This is a genomic window from Streptomyces niveus, from assembly GCF_001723055.1.
Lineage (GTDB): Bacteria > Actinomycetota > Actinomycetes > Streptomycetales > Streptomycetaceae > Streptomyces > Streptomyces niveus.
Genome location: NZ_MDCR01000344.1, coordinates 1 through 15,353, shown reverse-complemented (window position 1 = coordinate 15,353; position 15,353 = coordinate 1). Strand labels below are relative to the sequence as shown.

General features: G+C 71.4%; 16 protein-coding genes. 7 read left to right on the top strand and 9 right to left on the bottom strand.

All coding sequences use genetic code 11. The annotated features are described in order from the left end of the window. Positions 1 to 57 precede the first annotated feature (57 nt). The gene (locus BHU15_RS31720) at positions 58 to 882 is read left to right on the top strand and encodes an NUDIX domain-containing protein (RefSeq protein ID WP_069630282.1); all 825 of its coding nucleotides are present in this window, start codon (positions 58 to 60) and stop codon (positions 880 to 882) included. Positions 883 to 950: 68 nt separating this feature from the next. Here BHU15_RS31720 and BHU15_RS31715 read toward each other — a convergent pair whose 3' ends face one another. Further along, positions 951 to 1,739 (bottom strand): SDR family NAD(P)-dependent oxidoreductase, encoded by a 789-nt coding sequence (locus tag BHU15_RS31715; RefSeq protein ID WP_069630281.1) that lies wholly within the window; start codon positions 1,737 to 1,739, stop codon positions 951 to 953. Positions 1,740 to 1,786: 47 nt separating this feature from the next. Further along, entirely contained in the window at positions 1,787 to 3,595 is a 1,809-nt protein-coding gene (locus BHU15_RS31710; RefSeq protein WP_069630280.1) for a flavin-containing monooxygenase, read from the bottom strand. A 193-nt stretch (positions 3,596 to 3,788) separates the two neighbouring features. Here BHU15_RS31710 and BHU15_RS31705 point away from each other — a divergent pair, with 193 nt between their 5' ends. Further along, positions 3,789 to 4,805: an SMP-30/gluconolactonase/LRE family protein gene (locus BHU15_RS31705; protein WP_069630279.1), complete on the top strand. Its 1,017-nt coding sequence runs from the start codon at positions 3,789 to 3,791 to the stop codon at positions 4,803 to 4,805. A gap of 35 nt (positions 4,806 to 4,840) precedes the next feature. On the opposite strand, the gene BHU15_RS31700 is transcribed toward BHU15_RS31705, so the two are convergent. From BHU15_RS31700 to BHU15_RS31690, 3 genes are read right to left on the bottom strand one after another with little or no spacing between them, the layout of a single operon-like run. After that, positions 4,841 to 5,431, bottom strand: a complete 591-nt coding sequence (locus BHU15_RS31700) for a TetR/AcrR family transcriptional regulator (protein WP_069630278.1) — start codon at positions 5,429 to 5,431, stop codon at positions 4,841 to 4,843. A gap of 35 nt (positions 5,432 to 5,466) precedes the next feature. After that, positions 5,467 to 6,096, bottom strand: a complete 630-nt coding sequence (locus BHU15_RS31695) for a DedA family protein (RefSeq protein WP_079128506.1) — start codon at positions 6,094 to 6,096, stop codon at positions 5,467 to 5,469. 27 nt (positions 6,097 to 6,123) lie between these two features. Beyond that, complete coding sequence (locus BHU15_RS31690; RefSeq protein WP_069630277.1) at positions 6,124 to 6,960, bottom strand: undecaprenyl-diphosphate phosphatase; 837 nt, start codon at positions 6,958 to 6,960, stop codon at positions 6,124 to 6,126. A gap of 190 nt (positions 6,961 to 7,150) precedes the next feature. Here BHU15_RS31690 and BHU15_RS31685 point away from each other — a divergent pair, with 190 nt between their 5' ends. After that, entirely contained in the window at positions 7,151 to 7,573 is a 423-nt protein-coding gene (locus BHU15_RS31685; RefSeq protein ID WP_079128505.1) for a BlaI/MecI/CopY family transcriptional regulator, read from the top strand. 12 nt (positions 7,574 to 7,585) lie between these two features. Next, the gene (locus BHU15_RS31680; protein WP_069630276.1) at positions 7,586 to 8,515 is read left to right on the top strand and encodes a M56 family metallopeptidase; all 930 of its coding nucleotides are present in this window, start codon (positions 7,586 to 7,588) and stop codon (positions 8,513 to 8,515) included. A gap of 17 nt (positions 8,516 to 8,532) precedes the next feature. Here the strand turns inward: BHU15_RS31680 and BHU15_RS31675 are convergent, their stop codons facing one another. After that, positions 8,533 to 9,018 carry a DUF2269 family protein gene (locus BHU15_RS31675; RefSeq protein ID WP_069630275.1) on the bottom strand — a complete coding sequence of 162 codons (486 nt, stop codon included), beginning with the start codon at positions 9,016 to 9,018 and terminating at the stop codon, positions 8,533 to 8,535. Positions 9,019 to 9,103: 85 nt separating this feature from the next. On the opposite strand from BHU15_RS31675, the gene BHU15_RS31670 reads away from it, so the two are divergent. The 3 genes from BHU15_RS31670 to lplAB all read left to right on the top strand — a co-directional run bounded on the left by BHU15_RS31670 (position 9,104) and on the right by lplAB (position 11,283). Next, entirely contained in the window at positions 9,104 to 9,454 is a 351-nt protein-coding gene (locus BHU15_RS31670; protein WP_069630274.1) for a PadR family transcriptional regulator, read from the top strand. Beyond that, complete coding sequence (locus tag BHU15_RS31665) at positions 9,451 to 10,152, top strand: permease prefix domain 1-containing protein (protein ID WP_069630273.1); 702 nt, start codon at positions 9,451 to 9,453, stop codon at positions 10,150 to 10,152. The genes BHU15_RS31670 and BHU15_RS31665 overlap by 4 nt, the downstream gene beginning before the upstream one ends. A gap of 78 nt (positions 10,153 to 10,230) precedes the next feature. Next, on the top strand, positions 10,231 to 11,283 hold the full coding sequence (gene lplAB, locus BHU15_RS31660) for a lipoate-protein ligase LplAB (RefSeq protein ID WP_069630272.1): 1,053 nt from the start codon (positions 10,231 to 10,233) through the stop codon (positions 11,281 to 11,283). A gap of 91 nt (positions 11,284 to 11,374) precedes the next feature. Here the strand turns inward: lplAB and BHU15_RS31655 are convergent, their stop codons facing one another. The 3 genes from BHU15_RS31655 to pdxA form a co-directional block, all read right to left on the bottom strand. Further along, entirely contained in the window at positions 11,375 to 13,078 is a 1,704-nt protein-coding gene (locus BHU15_RS31655) for a glycoside hydrolase family 6 protein (protein ID WP_069630271.1), read from the bottom strand. Positions 13,079 to 13,348: 270 nt separating this feature from the next. Beyond that, positions 13,349 to 14,143: a DeoR/GlpR family DNA-binding transcription regulator gene (locus BHU15_RS31650; RefSeq protein WP_023537670.1), complete on the bottom strand. Its 795-nt coding sequence runs from the start codon at positions 14,141 to 14,143 to the stop codon at positions 13,349 to 13,351. 74 nt (positions 14,144 to 14,217) lie between these two features. After that, positions 14,218 to 15,279, bottom strand: a complete 1,062-nt coding sequence (pdxA, locus tag BHU15_RS31645; RefSeq protein WP_079128504.1) for a 4-hydroxythreonine-4-phosphate dehydrogenase PdxA — start codon at positions 15,277 to 15,279, stop codon at positions 14,218 to 14,220. Positions 15,280 to 15,353: the final 74 nt, after the last annotated feature.

Here is a 15,353-nt window from a genome sequence, read left to right as displayed (position 1 = left end):
CCAGCATTCACACCCATCCCCGCCCCGGCGACAGAAGGTGATCGGCGTGAGCATCACATGCGCCTGCTACCTGGCTGCTACCGCCAAGTGGAGTCAGGCCGCAAGACGATCGAGGTAAGGGTGGCCACCCCGCAGAAGCGCGCAATCGTGGCTGGCGACACGGTCGTCTTCCACGACCGGGACAGCGACCGGGAACTCGACATCATCGTGCGGCGGATCACCCGCTACGCCTCCTTCGAGGATCTGCTCGGCTCGGAGGATCCCGCGCGCATCGACCCGGACGGCCGGCGCGGGGAACTGCTCTCCAGCCTCCGGCGGATCTACCCGCAGGACAAGGAAGCTCTCGGCGCTCTCGCCTTCGAATTCGACCACCGCCCCGCCCGGCCGGGCCGCCCCATGCCGATGACGCCCTCGCAGTACGCGCGCACCGTTCCCCACCACACGGTGTACGGCTGCCTGTACGTCCGCGACGAACACGACCGGCCGGTGCAGCTGCGCTCGGTCTACGGGTCGCGGCTCTGGCAGTTCCCTGGCGGAAACCTCGACGCGGGGGAGGACCCCCTCCAGACAGCCCACAGGGAAACGATCGAGGAGACCGGCCTCCAACTCGACCTGGACACTCCGAAGCTGCTCCTGACGCACTTCATGCACACCGGGCCCCGCATGCCACTGAACAAAGTGGGTCTCATCTTCGACGGCGGCCGGCTGACCGCGGACCAGCTCCGGCGCATCCGCGTCGATCCCGCCGAACACGACATGTGGGCCGTCCACGACCTCGTCGACTGGCGGGAGTTGATGGCGCCGCGCGACTTCGCCCGCCTCGACGTCATCGAACGAGCCAGGCGGGGCCAGGGCCCCACGTACCTCGTCACACAAGGCTGAGAGAGGCATCGTGCCCGCCCCTGCCGACCCAGATATGGATTCTGGCACCGCAGCTGCCTGACAGCGGGTCAGACGGCGGACCAGCCGTCGTCCACGGGGAGGACGGCGCCGTTGACGAAGGCGGCCTCGGTGGAGGCGAGCCAGACGATGGCGGCGGCCTGTTCCCCGGCGGAGCCGAGGCGGCCGATGTTCGCGCCGATGAGGCTCTTGACGACGGTCGGGCCGTGCGCGTCGGGGCGGCTGGCGACTCCGATTCCGGTCGCGGTGGGGCCGGGCGCGATCATGTTGGTCCGGATGCCCTGCTTCCGGTACATCACGGCCAGGTTCTTCACCAGCCCGGTGATCCCGTGCTTGGCGGCGGTGTACGCGGCTCCGGCGGCTCCGCCGCGCAGGCCCGCCTCCGAGCCGGTGAAGACGAGGCATCCGCTGCCGGCCGTCAGCATGTGCGGCAGTACGGCGCGGGTGAGCAGGAAGGGGGCTGTGAGGTCGACCCGCAGCACCCGTTCCCACTCGTCGTCGCCGGTCTCGTGCGCCGCCGACATACGGTCCATGATCCCCGCGTTGTTGACCAGGACGTCGATCCCGCCGAACTCCGCCACCGCGCGGGCCACCACCTCGTCCACCACCCGCTGCTCCCCCAGGTCCCCCACGGCCGCCAGTGCGACGCCCCCGGTGTCCGTGATCTTCCGCGCGGTCTCCTCGGCGCCGTCCACGTCCAGGTCGGCGATCAGCACACGGTCGCCCTGGGCGGCGAAGGCCAGCGCGGCGGCCCGGCCGATACCGGACGCGGCCCCGGTGACGATCACGCTCCGGGGAGCGCGGGAGTCAGTGCCGGGCTCGGGCAGTGGTGCGGTCATGGGATGGCCCTCCAGGTGTGGTTGATGAGTGTTCGACGAAGAGCGCGTCAGGGACGGGGGACGGTCCTGGCCTGAAGGACGTCGCCCATGGACTCCCCGCGCCACCGCTCCAGGAGCCGGTGGAAGGCGACGGCTCCGTGGGGATAGGCGGTCGGGCCGTTGGGCCGGCCCCGTCCTTCACGGTTGTAGTAGCCGGGAGTGCACTCGGCGTGGAACCACTCGTGGTCCGGAGCCCCGTCGGCGAGGACGGCCATCCAGGCGTCCACGGCCTCGCGGGACGGTTCGAGGAGGGCGCCCTTGGCCTCCGCGGCCTCGACGAGGGCTGCGGCGTGATGGGCCTGCTCGTCGAGGATGTGGGTGAAGTTGACGCTGCTCGCGTTCTGGAGCGGGCCCAGCTGGATCAGGTTGGGGAAGCCGTTGCCGGTGAAGCCGTGGAGTGTGCGCGGGCCCTGCCGCGCCCAGGTGTCGAGCAGTTGGACGCCGCCCCGGCCGTGGACGGGGAGCTTGCCGGAGTGGATGCCGGAGGTTCCGACGTTGAACCCGGTGGCGAAGATCAGGCAGTCGAGTTCGTACGTGGTGCCGCCGACCACGACGCCGTGCTCGGTGACGCGCTCGATGCCGTGGGTGTCCGCCGTGTCGACCAGGGTGACGTCGGGGCGGTTGAACGCCGGGTAGTACAGGTCGGAGAAGGTCGGGCGCTTGCAGGCGTACCGGTACCAGGGCTTGAGCTTCTCCGCCGTCTCCGGGTCGTCGAGCACCTGCTCGACCCGGGCGCGCAGCTCGTTCATCTTGGTGGCGTCGGCCATCTCGTACGCCGCTTCGAAGGTCTCCCGGTCGCCCCGGCGCCGGAAGCTCGGGAGCAGCTTCTCCAGCAGTCCCGCCGACGCCGTCCAGGCGTCCGCGACGAGATCTCGCTCGGCGTCCTCGCCGGAGACGATCCGGAGATAGTTCTCGCGCCGCTCGCGCGCCCAGCCCTCGCGGTCGGCCCCGACCTCCTCGGGGGTGGTGCGGCGGTTGGCCCGTACGTCCACGGTGGAGGGGGTGCGCTGGAAGACGTACAGGTGGGCGGCGTCCTCGGCCAGCATCGGGATGACCTGGATGCCGGTGGCCCCGGTGCCGACGATGCCCACGCGCTTGTCGGCGAGGCCGCTCATGCCGCCCTCGGGGGTGCCGCCGGTGTAGGCGTAGTCCCACCGCGAGGTGTGGAACGTGTGCCCTTCGAAGTCCTCGATGCCGGGTATCCCGGGGAGCTTCGGGTCGGTGAGTGTGCCGGTGGCGTTGATGACGTACGTGGCGCGGAACGCGTCGCCGCGGTCCGTGGCCACGATCCAGGTCTCGGACGTCTCGTCCCAGGTCAGTCGGGTGACGCCGGTGGAGAACAGGGCGTCGGCGTAGAGGTCGTACCGGCGCGCGATCCGCACCGCGTGACGGCGGATCTCGTCCCCGGGGGCGTACTTCCACTCCGGCACGTACCCGGTCTCGTCCAGCATCGGCAGATACACGTGCGACTCGATGTCGCAGTGGACGCCCGGGTACCGGTTCCAGTACCAGGTGCCCCCGAAGTCACCGCCCTTCTCCACGATCCGCACGCGTCCCACGCCCCGCTGCCGCAGCCGCGCCCCGGCGAGGATGCCGCCGAATCCGCCGCCGATCACGGCGACGTCGACGGTGTCGCGGAGGGGATCGCGCTCGGCCGGCCCCTCGGTGTACGGGTCGGCGGCGTAGTAGCCGAACTCGGCGTCGGCGTCCCGGTACTGGGCGGCTCCGTCGGGGCGGACGCGTCGCTCACGTTCGAGGCGGTAGCGCTGCCTCAGGGCGGCCAACTCGTGGGGGGCGGGTGCTTGAGGGGTCGTCATGTGGGGGCCTCAATCCTGGACGGTGGGACCGCCCTGGAGGGCGGTCGTCCGCTACGGTAACAACTACCGGACAACAGTGTCCGGTTGGCTTTCGATGATGCGGCGACATTCGGCCAGGGACGCGTTCCGCCCTTGGCCGTTCCGCGTCCCTCGACCGACAGAACTCCCGCAGCGGACAGGAAGAGTGACCCTCATGCAGACACGTTCAGGCCGAACTTTCGCCGTGCTCGCCACGGTCGGCACGCTGGTGCTGACCGGATGCGGTACGCAGAGCGGCGTTCCCGAGGAGGAGGCGGCGGCCGGCGCGGGCAGGACCATCCGCGCGCAGAAGGTCATGCAGGTGACCGAGGTGCACGAGGAGACCCGGATGACCCTGCTGGAGGGGCCCGTGTTCGGCGAGGACGGCGGGCTGTACGTCGTGGACGTCACGGCGCCCGAGGGCAAGCCGAAGGTCATCCGCGTCGATGTCGGGAGCAGGACGTCCCGGGCGGTGCACACCGACGGGCGGGGGGCGTACACCTCGGCCCAGTTCAGCCCGTACGACGGGCGGCTCTATCTGAGCGACTTCGCGCACGGCGAGATCGTGAGCCTGGCCCCGGGCGGCGGCGACAGGCGGACCTTCTTCTCCGGCGAGGTCGACGGAGCGCCGATGAACCCCGACGACATCGCCTTCGACCAGGACGGCAATCTGTACGTCAGCGACTCACGCGGCCTGTCCGAGGGCGAGTCGCTGGGACGGGTGGTGCGGATCAGCCGCGACGGTACGCGGGCCACCACCCTGGCCGGGGAGCTGGCCGCGCCGAACGGGGTCTCGTTCGACGTGGACTACCAGGGGCTGTGGTTCAGCGAGCTGACGGAGAACCGGATCTCCTATCTGCGCCTCGACGAGCAGGGCGGGGTGACCTCCCGGCACACCGCCATCCGGGTCGACGCGGGGATCGCCCAGACCGACTCGATCACCGTGGACGCCGACGGCAACCTGTACCAGGGGCTGCACGGGCGGGCGGCCATGGCCGTGTACGACCGGCACGGTGAGCGGCTGGCGACGGTCGAACTCCCCGCACGGGCCAAGGGTTTGGAGTCGGCGACGAACGTGGCCATCACTCCGGGCGGGACCAAGGCGTACATGACGGTGAGCGGTCCCGGCGGCGGGTACCTGTACGCCTTCGACGCCCTGGCGGAGGGACTCCGGCAGTCCAACGGCGGCTGATCGCACGGCAGTTGTACGCGGGCGGGGGCGTCGGCTCAACCGTCGTAGGACCGCACCGCGCCCACCTCGACGGCCAGCAGCCGCCAGGCGGCCAGCGCCCGGTCCTCCCGCTCCTGGCGGGTGGCGCCGATGACGCTGGCGGCGACCATGGCGACCGCCAGCTCCAGATCGCTGGCGGCGCTCAGCCGATGGCCGCCCGGCAGGTGCGCCCGCAGAGCGCGCTGGACCCGCTCGGACAGGTCCAGCGCGTGGGTGCGGATGTCGGAGCGACTGCCGGCCCGTTCGGTGTGTAAAAGACCGATGAACGCCGCCGACCGCGAGAGATGCCAGGTCAGCACGCCAAGGAGCCCGGCGAAGGTCGCGTCCTCGGCCTCGGCCGCCTGCTCGATCTGTCGCACGTTCTCCTCAAGTACCGCCGCCACCGCGGCGGTCCGGTCGGGGAAGTGCCGGTAGAGAACGCCCTGCCCGACCCCGGCCTTTCGCGCGATGGCGGAAAGCGGCGCCTCCAGCCCGTGCTCCGCGAAGACCTCCCGGGCGGCGCTGACCAGAGCGGCCCGGTTGCGGGCAGCGGCCTTGGGCCCGTCGTTCGCCGGCCGCCGCTCCGTCCGATCGGTCTGCTCCGTCACCCGGGGATCGTACCGCCAGGGCCGGGTCCGGCCCCCTACGCCCGACGGGTCCCGCGTCGGGCGCGGGCGTACTCGACGCCGATCGGGAGCAGCGACACGACGACGATGGCGATCAGGATGAGTTCGATGTTCGTCTTCACGAAGTCGATCTGGCCGAGGAAGTAGCCCAGCACCGTGACGCCGACTCCCCAGAGGGTCCCGCCGATGACGTTGAAGACGACGAAGGTGCGGTAGCGCATGGCGCCGACTCCGGCGATGACCGGTGTGAAGGTGCGCACGATCGGTACGAAGCGGGCCAGGACGATCGAGCGGGGACCGTATCTCTCGAAGAACGCGTTGGCCTTCTCCACGTTCTCCTGTTTGAACAGGCGCGAGTCGGGGCGCCGGAAGAGGGCGGGGCCCGCTTTGCGGCCGATGAGGTAGCCGGTCTGGTCGCCCAGGACGGCGGCGAGAACGATGAGCAGGCAGATCAGCCACAGGGGATGGGCGAGGTACGTGTGCCCGGCCACCAGGAGTCCGGTGGTGAACAGCAGGGAGTCCCCGGGCAGGAAGAAGCCGATCAGGAGGCCGGACTCGGCGAAGACGACAAGGAGAACGCCGATCAGGCCGAAGGTGGAGATCAGGTGGCCGGGGTCGAGCCACTGCGGGCCGAGGGCCAGGGTCATGGTCACGCTCCTGGTGCCGGGACGGGATCAGGCATGGAGGGTTCCGGTCGCGAGGAGGGCGAACAGGAGAGCGCCGACGGCGATTCGGTAGAAGACGAATACGTCGAAGCTGTGCCGGGCGATGTACTTCAGCAGCCAGGCGATGGAGGCGTACGCGACGGCGAACGACACCGCGGTGCCCACGACCAGCGGAGCGACGGCGGTTCCGGCTCCGACGGCGTCCTTCAGCTCGTACACACCGGCGCCGGTCAGCGCGGGGATGCCGAGGAAGAAGGAGAGCCGGGTGGCCGCGACACGGTCCAGGCCGAGGATGAGCCCGGTGGACATGGTGGCGCCGGACCGCGAGAAGCCGGGGAAGAGAAGGGCCAGGATCTGCGAGGAGCCCACGAACATGGCGTCCTTGAGAGTGGTGTCTCTCTCACCGCGCCGGTGCCGGCCCAGCCGGTCGGCGGCCCACATGAGGCCGCTGCCGACGACCAGCGAACCGGCCACCACCCAGAGCGAGCCGAGCGGGCCGTCGATCAGGGGCTTGGCGGCCAGCCCGACGACCACCACGGGAATCGTCGCGTAGACGACCCACCAGGCGAAGCGGTAGTCGTGGTGATGGCGCTCGTCGCGGTGGCGCGGCCCACGTCCCCAGGCGCGCGCGATCCGGCCGATGTCCTTGGCGAAGTAGAGGAGGACGGCGGCGATGGCGCCGACCTGGATCACCGCGGTGAACGCGACGACGGACGGGTCGTCCACGGGGATGTTCATCAATCCCTCGGTGATCTTCAGATGGCCGGTGGAGGAGACGGGCAGGAACTCCGTCACCCCCTCCACCACGCCGAGGACCACCGCCTGTCCGACGCCGATGGCGCTCATGGGTACCGCCTTTCCTTCGGGGACACGGGGACACGGGGACACACGGACGGCGACGACGGCTGTGGCCGGGTGAAGAGAACATCGGGCATCCTGGAGGCAGGGTGGCGGCAGGCCCGTCACGGACACGGTAGCTTCTATTCGCGAATAGAAGCTACTGGTGACTGTAGACCACGGCGGCGGGAGACGGGCGTTGGACGCTCAGGAAGAGGCACCGGGAGCGGCCGGCCGGCCGGTTCGCGGACCGGCCCGCGAACCGGTCGGCGGGCGCCGGGCCAACGGGGCGCTGGAGGCCGAGATCCTTGCCCTGCTGCACTCCGCGGAGAGCGCCCTGACGCCCGGCGACGTGGCCGAACACCTCGCCACACCGCTCGCGCACACCACCGTCTCCACCACGCTCTCCCGCCTGCACAGCCGCGGCGTCCTGCACCGCACGCCGCAGGGCCGCGGCTACGCGTACACGCCCGCCACCGACGAGTCGGGGCTGACCGCCAGGCACATGCATCAGGTGATGGAGGGCGGCAACGACCGCGCCTCGGTCCTGACGCGCTTCGTCGACGAACTGTCCGACGCGGACGAGGACCTGCTGCGCCGCCTGCTGGGCAGCGACGAGTAGCGGGGCGCGTCGATGCACCTGGCCGTCTACCCGCCGTTGCTGCTTCCCGCGCTGGCCGGGCTGAGCGCGGGACCACTCGCCCGGCGGCTGGAACCGAGGCTGGCGACCTGGCTGTTGACCGTGTCCGGACTCGTACTCGCCCTGGCCGGCACCGTCGCGCTGGGGCTGCTCGCGCTGGCGGGGCTGGTACGCCTCCCGATGCTCGCAGGGCTGGACGGCTACTCGCCGGAGGTGATCGCCCGCGAGGACCCGGCGGCCTGGCAGGCGGCCGCGGCCGGAGCGGTCCTGCTCGTACTCGCCGCCTCGGCCACCCTTCGCTTCACCGTCCGCCGGGCCCGTGCGCTGTGGTCCGCCGCGCTGGACGCCGCCTGTCTGCCGGGGCGCGGCGCCGTCGTCGTCACCGAGGACCGGCGCGCCGACGCGTACACCGCGCCCGGTCTGCCCGGTCGCATCGTCATCTCCCACGGCATGCTCGACGCCCTCGACCCGGTGGGGCGGGACATCATCCTGGCCCACGAGAAGGCGCACCTGGACCACCACCACTACGCGTTCGTGGCGTTCGCGCAGATGTCGGCAGCGGCCAACCCGTTCCTACGGCCGCTGGCGGCAGCGGTCGCCTTCAGCGTCGAACGCTGGGCCGACGAGGACGCCGCCCGCGGCACCGGCGACCGGCGCGCCGTCGCCGAAACCGTGGCCAGAGCCGCCGTCGCCACCAAGCGCACCTCCGCGGGGCGGCTGCCCGACACCGCGCTGGGAGCCCTGGGCCGGCGCCCGGCCCCGGGCGCCGTTCCCCGGCGGGTCGCCGCCCTGCTCCGGCCCGCCCCGCGCAGCCCGGTCCACCTCCTCCTGATCGCGGGCCTGCTGGTCGCGATGAGCACCCTGTGCGCGCTGGACGCCTCGCACGATCTGCATGAACTCCTGGAGCTCGCCGACGTCCGTTGACGTGCCGTCCGGCCGGATCACGCGCCGGTCGTGGAGCCGGGGCGCACGATCATCAGGACCACGACGACCGCCCACAGCAGGTTGAAGACGCCGGTCAGTCCGGCCAGCCGGGCGGCGGCGCGCTTCGTGTCGGCACCGTCGCCGGTCCCGGTCCCGTCCGCCGCCGCTGCCTCCGCCGACTCGATCATGCGCTCCTGGCCGGGCAGGATGGCCAGCGCCAGTATCGCGGCGGCGAGCGTCGTCAGCACGATCGACGTGAGCAGCCAGGCGTCGGTGAGTACGCCGAGCTGCGCGCCGGTGGCGATCCCGAAGACCGGGACGGCGACCCCGACGATGGCGTAGCCGCTGCAGATCCGGTGCAGCAGCACCGTGGCGCCCACGGAGTGCCCGTCCTCCCCGGCCGTCTGGCGCGCGTAGCGGGGGAACATCGACGCCGCCACAGCGATCGGGCCGACCACCAGGATCGAGGCGAGGACATGGATGGAGAGCAGCAGCTTGGTCACCGCGGGCCCCTTCAGGGAGGTGCATGAATAAGTTGGCTGCCAATAGGTACCACGCCAACACTTTCCATGGGTAGGCTGCCTACCCATGAAGACAGACGCGGTGCGTGGGCACCTGGACGGACTGTTGCTGGCCGTGCTCGAACCCGGCCCGCTGCACGGCTACGCGATCATCGCGGCGGTCCAGCAGCGGAGCGACGGCGCACTCCAGCTCCGTACGGGCACGATCTATCCGGCCCTGAACAGGCTTGAGCGGCTGGGACTGCTCGGCAGCAGCTGGGAGTCCGTCGGCGAGCGGCGGCGGCGCTGCTACCGGCTGACCGACGCCGGGCGCGGCAGTCTGGAGAGCGAGCGGACGGCGTGGCACGAGTTCACGACGGCGATCGGCTCGGTCCTGAACCCGGCCGCCGGCGCGCCGGCGCCGAGGCCCGCGTCATGAACGCCCATGCCGCGGACCACGCCGCGGACCACGCCATGGACCCTGTCGCGGACCACGTCGCCGCCCTGTCCGCCGCGTTGCACGGCCCGGTGCGGGCCAAGTCCCGGATGATCCAGGAGATACGGGACGGTCTCACCGACACGGTGGAGGCGCACACCCGCGACGGGGTGCCGCCCGACGAGGCCGCGCGCCTGGCGGTACGGGAGTTCGGCACCCCGGAGCAGCTCGTGCCCAGCTGCCAGCGGGAGTTGACCATCGCGCAGGCCCGGCGGACCGCCCTGTCCGTGACCCTCACCGTCCCGTTCCTGATCGCCTGCTGGCATCTGATCTGGACGGCGGGCCAGGGCTGGCAGCTCCAGCAGACGGCGCAGTTGGTCGCGGTCCAACTGGCGGCCGTCGCGGCCGTCGCCACCCTGCTCATGGCGGCGGCGCTCGCCGCCACCGGCGCGCTGGCCCGCAGGCTGCCGACGCCGGAGCGGTTGCCGCTGGCGGTGGCCTGGGCGGGCACGACGGCCGGGGTGGCGATGGTGGTCGCCACACTCGCGCTCGCCGTGCTGTCACCGCTGGCCACGAACTGGCCCCTGGTCACTCTCGCGGCCATGGTCACCGCGCTCTCCCACGGCGTGGTGGCCTCGTCCGCCCGAGCGTGCCGCCGCTGCGCGCGCCTGCCGGTCGCCCACGGCGCCGGGCGGGGATGATCCCCTCCGGTGCGCGCGTTGCACCGAGCGGACTCGCGTTCACGGGTGGCGCGGGGCGGCAGAAGGTGGAGGACAGCGGTGCACGGTGAGTACAAGGTGCCTGGCGGCAAGCTCGTCGTCGTGGATCTGGACGCGCGGGACGGTGTGCTGCGTGACGTCCGGGTCGCCGGGGACTTCTTCCTGGAGCCGGACGAGGCGATCCACATCATCGACCGGGCGCTCGAAGGCGCTCCCGCCGACCTCGACGCGGTGGGTCTCGCCGCCCGTATCCAGACGGCGCTGCCGCCCGGCACCCAGATGTACGGGCTGACCAGCGAGGGCATCGCCATCGCCGTACGACGCGCGCTGGCGCACGCCACCGACTGGACGGACTACGACTGGCAGCTCGTCCATATGGAGCCGCAGCCGCCCGCGCTCCACATGGCGCTGGACGAGGTCCTGACGACCGAGGTCGCGGCGGGCCGCCGCGCGCCGACGCTGCGGGTCTGGGAGTGGGCCTCCCCCGCCGTGGTGATCGGCAGCTTCCAGTCGCTGCGCAACGAGGTGGACCCGGTGGCCGCCGAGCGGCACGGTGTCACGGTGGTACGGCGGATCTCCGGCGGCGGCGCGATGTTCATCGAGCCCGGCAACACCATCACGTACTCGCTGTCCGTCCCCGACGCGCTCGTGCAGGGTCTGACGTTCGCCGACAGCTACGCCTATCTCGACGACTGGGTGCTCGGCGCGCTGGGCGACATGGGGATCAAGGCCTGGTATCAGCCGCTCAACGACATCGCCACCGAGGCGGGCAAGATCGCGGGCGCCGCGCAGAAGCGCGTGGTGGGCGGCGGCGCCGTACTGCACCACGTGACGATGGCGTACGACATCGACGCCGACAAGATGCTCGAAGTCCTGCGCATCGGCAAGGAGAAGCTCTCCGACAAGGGCACGCGCAGCGCGAAGAAGCGGGTGGATCCGCTGCGCCGCCAGACGGGGCTGGCGCGTGAGGCGGTCATCGAGCGGATGATCGGCTCGTTCCGGGGGCGGTACGGCCTGACGGAGGGCAAGGTCACGGACGAGGAGATGGCGCGGGCGCGCGAGCTGGCCGGGACGAAGTTCGGTACGGCGGAATGGACGGCCCGCGTACCGTAACCGCGAGCCGTGGGCGCCGGGAGCCGCCCGGAGGTGAGCCACGGTTCTCTCCGGCTCACCTCCGGGCAGAGGCACTTGACCCGGCGTCGAACTACAGCGCCGGGTACGCGTTCCTCATGAGTTCCTGGAACTGGCCGGAGAACCACTGCCCGGACAGTGGTGCGTCGGCCAGCGCGCCCGACTTGTTGTTGTTGTTTCGCGGATTGCCCTCGTACGTCGGGTCACACATACGGTCGAAGCCCTTGCCCTCGTCGTTCGGAATCGCCTTGCTCGATCCGTCGGACTCCCCCGGCGGCTTCATCCACACGTAGGCGTCGATGCCCGCAGCGGGCGCGGCCTGGGGCCGTTCGCCGAGGCCGGCCCCGGACTGGTTGCACCAGTTGCCGAGGTGGATGCGCCGGTCGTAGCGACCGCCGTCGACGTAGGCGTCCGCGCTGGTCCTCGGCCCCGGAGCGGCGGGTCGGGCGGCGCCGCCCCAGCCGTTGCGGGACGTGTCGATCAGCATGCCGAGATTGGTGTCGAAGCCGAGCGTGACCAGTTTGGCGCGCATGGCCTGGGCGTACGAGAGTTCGTCGACGTAGCGGTTCCAGTCGACCCACTTGGTCTGGCGGACCGAGACGCCGTTGACGCTGTCGTCGACGGTGAAGTGGTTCTCCTTCAGAGCGCTGTAGTTGGCGGTGTTGACGATGAAGCCGTGGACGTCGCCGAGGGTCGCGCCCTCGGTCGTGGCGGCGGTCTTGAAGATCTCCGCCGACGGGCCGAAGTTGTCGTCCCAGCCGAGCCAGCCGTGGTGTCCGGCGTCCACGTAGTTGTAGACGTTGGGCGCGTCGCCCAGCTTGTTCAGGGCGTAGCCGACGCCCTTCTGGTAGTTGCCGTTCGCCTTCATCGTGTCGCAGTTGGGGGTGGCGGTCGGGCGCGGGGTGACGTTGGTGACGAGGTTGGGCAGGGAGTCGATCTCGACGGTCGTCACGATGCGCAGACCGGCGTACTTCTGGTCGGCCAGGATGGCGGCGATCGGGTCGATGTACTGGGTCTTGTAGCGGTCGATCTCGGTCGCGCCGAGTTCTCCGTTGGAGGCGAGGGCCGAGCAGTCGCGGCCCGGCAGGTTGTAGATGACGAGTTGGACGACGAGTTCGCCGGCGCCCTTCTGCGTCAGCGCCGCGTCGAGGTGGTCGCGCAGGCCCATGGCGCTCCCGACGCCCTCGATCGCGGCGGTCCGGTCGAGCCAGACTCCGGTGGGCCGGTCGGAGATCCGGGTGCCGCCGGGTTCGGCGGCGGCCCTGGCGGACCACTCGGGGTTCACGTAGACCTTGGCACCGGCGTAGGGGTTGTCCACGCGGGTGCCGGGGCCGGGCGGATCGGTCGGATCTGTGGGGTCGCCCGGGCCGGCGTTGCAGGTGACCCCGTTCAGCTTGAACGTGGCCGGTATCGCGTTGCTGCCGCTGTACGAGGCGTTGAACCCGAAGGAGGCGGACGCGCCGGTGGCGAGTGTGCCGTTGTGGGCCACGTTCCTGGCGGTGACACCGGCGCCGCTCTGGGCGAGGTCGGCGTTCCAGCCCTGGGTGACGCGCTGGTTGCCCGCGAAGGTCCAGGTCAGATTCCAACCGCTCACCGGGTCACCGGTGTTGGTGACGGTGACGCCGGAGGTGAAACCGGAGTCCCACTGGGTCTGCACCGTGTAGGCGACGGTGCAGCCCGCGGCGGCGGCGGCGCCGGGCGCGGTCACGGCGGTGGCTGTTCCGGTGGCGGCTGCTGTCAGGGCGGCGGCGGCCAGTAAGGCCGTACGAGATCTCATGGCTGAAGTCACTCTCCGTCGAGGGCAATACGGGTGGGGGTGCCGTGCGGTGAAGTGAGGTGCGAGGCGGCGGACCGCCTGTGGCGCGTCAAGCCTTGACGAGTGGGAGCGCTCCCATACTGGTCGCGAGTCATGTCCCGGTCAAGGTTCGTGAAGAGTCGAAGTCGTTCGGCAGCGCGGAGCGCCGTGAGCTTCAGAAATCGACCGCGGGCCGTCCGCGTCGCGCGTACGGGACGCTCACACCCGGCCCGGTGGAGCTCGGCGCGCCGCCTACCCGGCGTCCCCGTCCGCCTGACCCGGCCCGACCAGAGTGACCGTGATCCCCTGGCCACGCAGCGCCTTGACGGTCTCGGGGTCCGCGTCGGTGTCGGTGACCAGGGTCCACGGCGGGGCGAGCCGGGTCCAGGCGTGGAAGGGGCGGCGGCCGAGCTTCGCGGCGTGCGCGAGGACGTACACCCGCTGGGAGCGGCGGGCGACGAGCTGCTTGAGCCGGGTCTGGCGGTGGTCGGCCTCGCAGAGACCGTGTTCGGCGGTCACGCCGTCCGTCCCGAGGAACGCCCGGTCGAACGTCATCTGCTCCAGGGCGGCCTCGGCGAGCGGGCCGATGAAGCTCTGGCTGAGCGGGCGCAGGGTGCCGCCGAGGCACTGGACGTCGAGGGTGTCGACGTCGCCGAGCTCCTGAAGGGCGGTCAGGCTGCTGGTGGTGACCGTGAGCGGTTTGTGGCCCCGCAGTTCGTGGGCGAGGGCGCCCACGGTCGTACCGGCGTCCAGGAAGACGCTCTCGCCGGGGACTATCCGGGTGGCCGCCCAGCGCGCGATGGCCCGTTTGGCTTCGAACGCCTCCCCCGTGCGCTGGCGCAGATTCGCCTCGGGGTGCGCGGTCAGGGCCATCGCGCCGCCGTACGTACGGGCCAGCCGCCCCTCCGCGTTCAGCCGGGCCAGGTCACGGCGGATGGTGGACGCGGTCACCTCGAAGGTGCGGGAAAGCTCCTCCACACTGGCCAGTCCGGTCGTGGTGGCGAGGTGGACGATCTGATCCCGGCGGCGTGAACCCGTGACACTCACGGTGGATGTGCCCCCGTCCTGTGGTGGTCTGGAGTCGGCGGTACGGCGCCCGCGTCGGCGGCGGGCCGGGCGGGTCAGCCGGTGGGGCTGGGGGCCAGCGCGGCGGCCTGCCGAAGTGCCTCGATCATGCTACCGGGGTCGGCGGTGCCGGTTCCGGCGATGTCGAAGGCGGTGCCGTGGTCCACGGAGGTACGGATCACCGGCAGGCCGACGGTGAGGTTGACGCCCGCCTCCAGACCGAGGATCTTGACCGGCCCGTGGCCCTGGTCGTGGTACATGGCGACGATGAGGTCGTAGTCGCCGCGTCCGGCGAGGAAGAACGCGGTGTCGGCGGGCAGCGGCCCACGGGCGTCGATGCCGTCCGCGCGCAGGACTTCGAGTGCGGGGACGATCTTCTCCTCCTCCTCGCCGTAGCCGAACAGCCCGTTCTCCCCGGCGTGCGGGTTGATTCCGCAGACTCCGATCACCGGGTGCTCGACCCCGGCCCGCACGAGGGCGTCGTGGCCGCGCCGTACGGTGCGCTCCACCAGGCCGGGTTCGATCCGCGCGACCGCGTCGATCAGGCCGATGTGCGTCGTGACGTGGATGACCTTCACGGTGTCGGTGGAGAGCATCATGGACACCTCCTCGACACCGGTGAGGTGCGCGAGCAGTTCGGTGTGGCCGGGGTAGAGGTGGCCGCCGGCGTGCAGGGCCTCCTTGTTGAGGGGGGCGGTGCAGATGCCCTGGACGGCCCCGGAGAGCGCGAGTTCGGACGCGACCCGTACGTACTGGTACGCGGCGTCGCCCGCGACGGCGGAGAGCTTGCCCCACGGCAGGTCGGCCGGGAGCAGCCCCAGGTCGATGACGTTGATCCGGCCGGGGGTGAACTCGGCGTCGGCGAGCCCTTCGACGGTGACGATCTCCACCTGGTCGGTGAGGCCCAGCAGTGCGGCGGCCCGGCGCAGCCGCTCGGCGTCGCCGACGACCACGGGGCGGATACGGCTCAGGGTGCCGGCGTCCAGCAGGGCGGGGACGATCACTTCCGGGCCGATGCCGGCGCCGTCGCCCATGGTGACGGCGATGACCGGCAGCGCGCCGGTGTTCCCGGCGGTGGTCGGTGCGGTGCCGGCGGCTGCGGCGGGGATGGCATTCATGAACGGGCCTTTCGCGTGGTCCTGAGAGGTGCGGCCGGACTTCGGGGCCGGTGGGGCGGGAGTTGGGGTCGGGG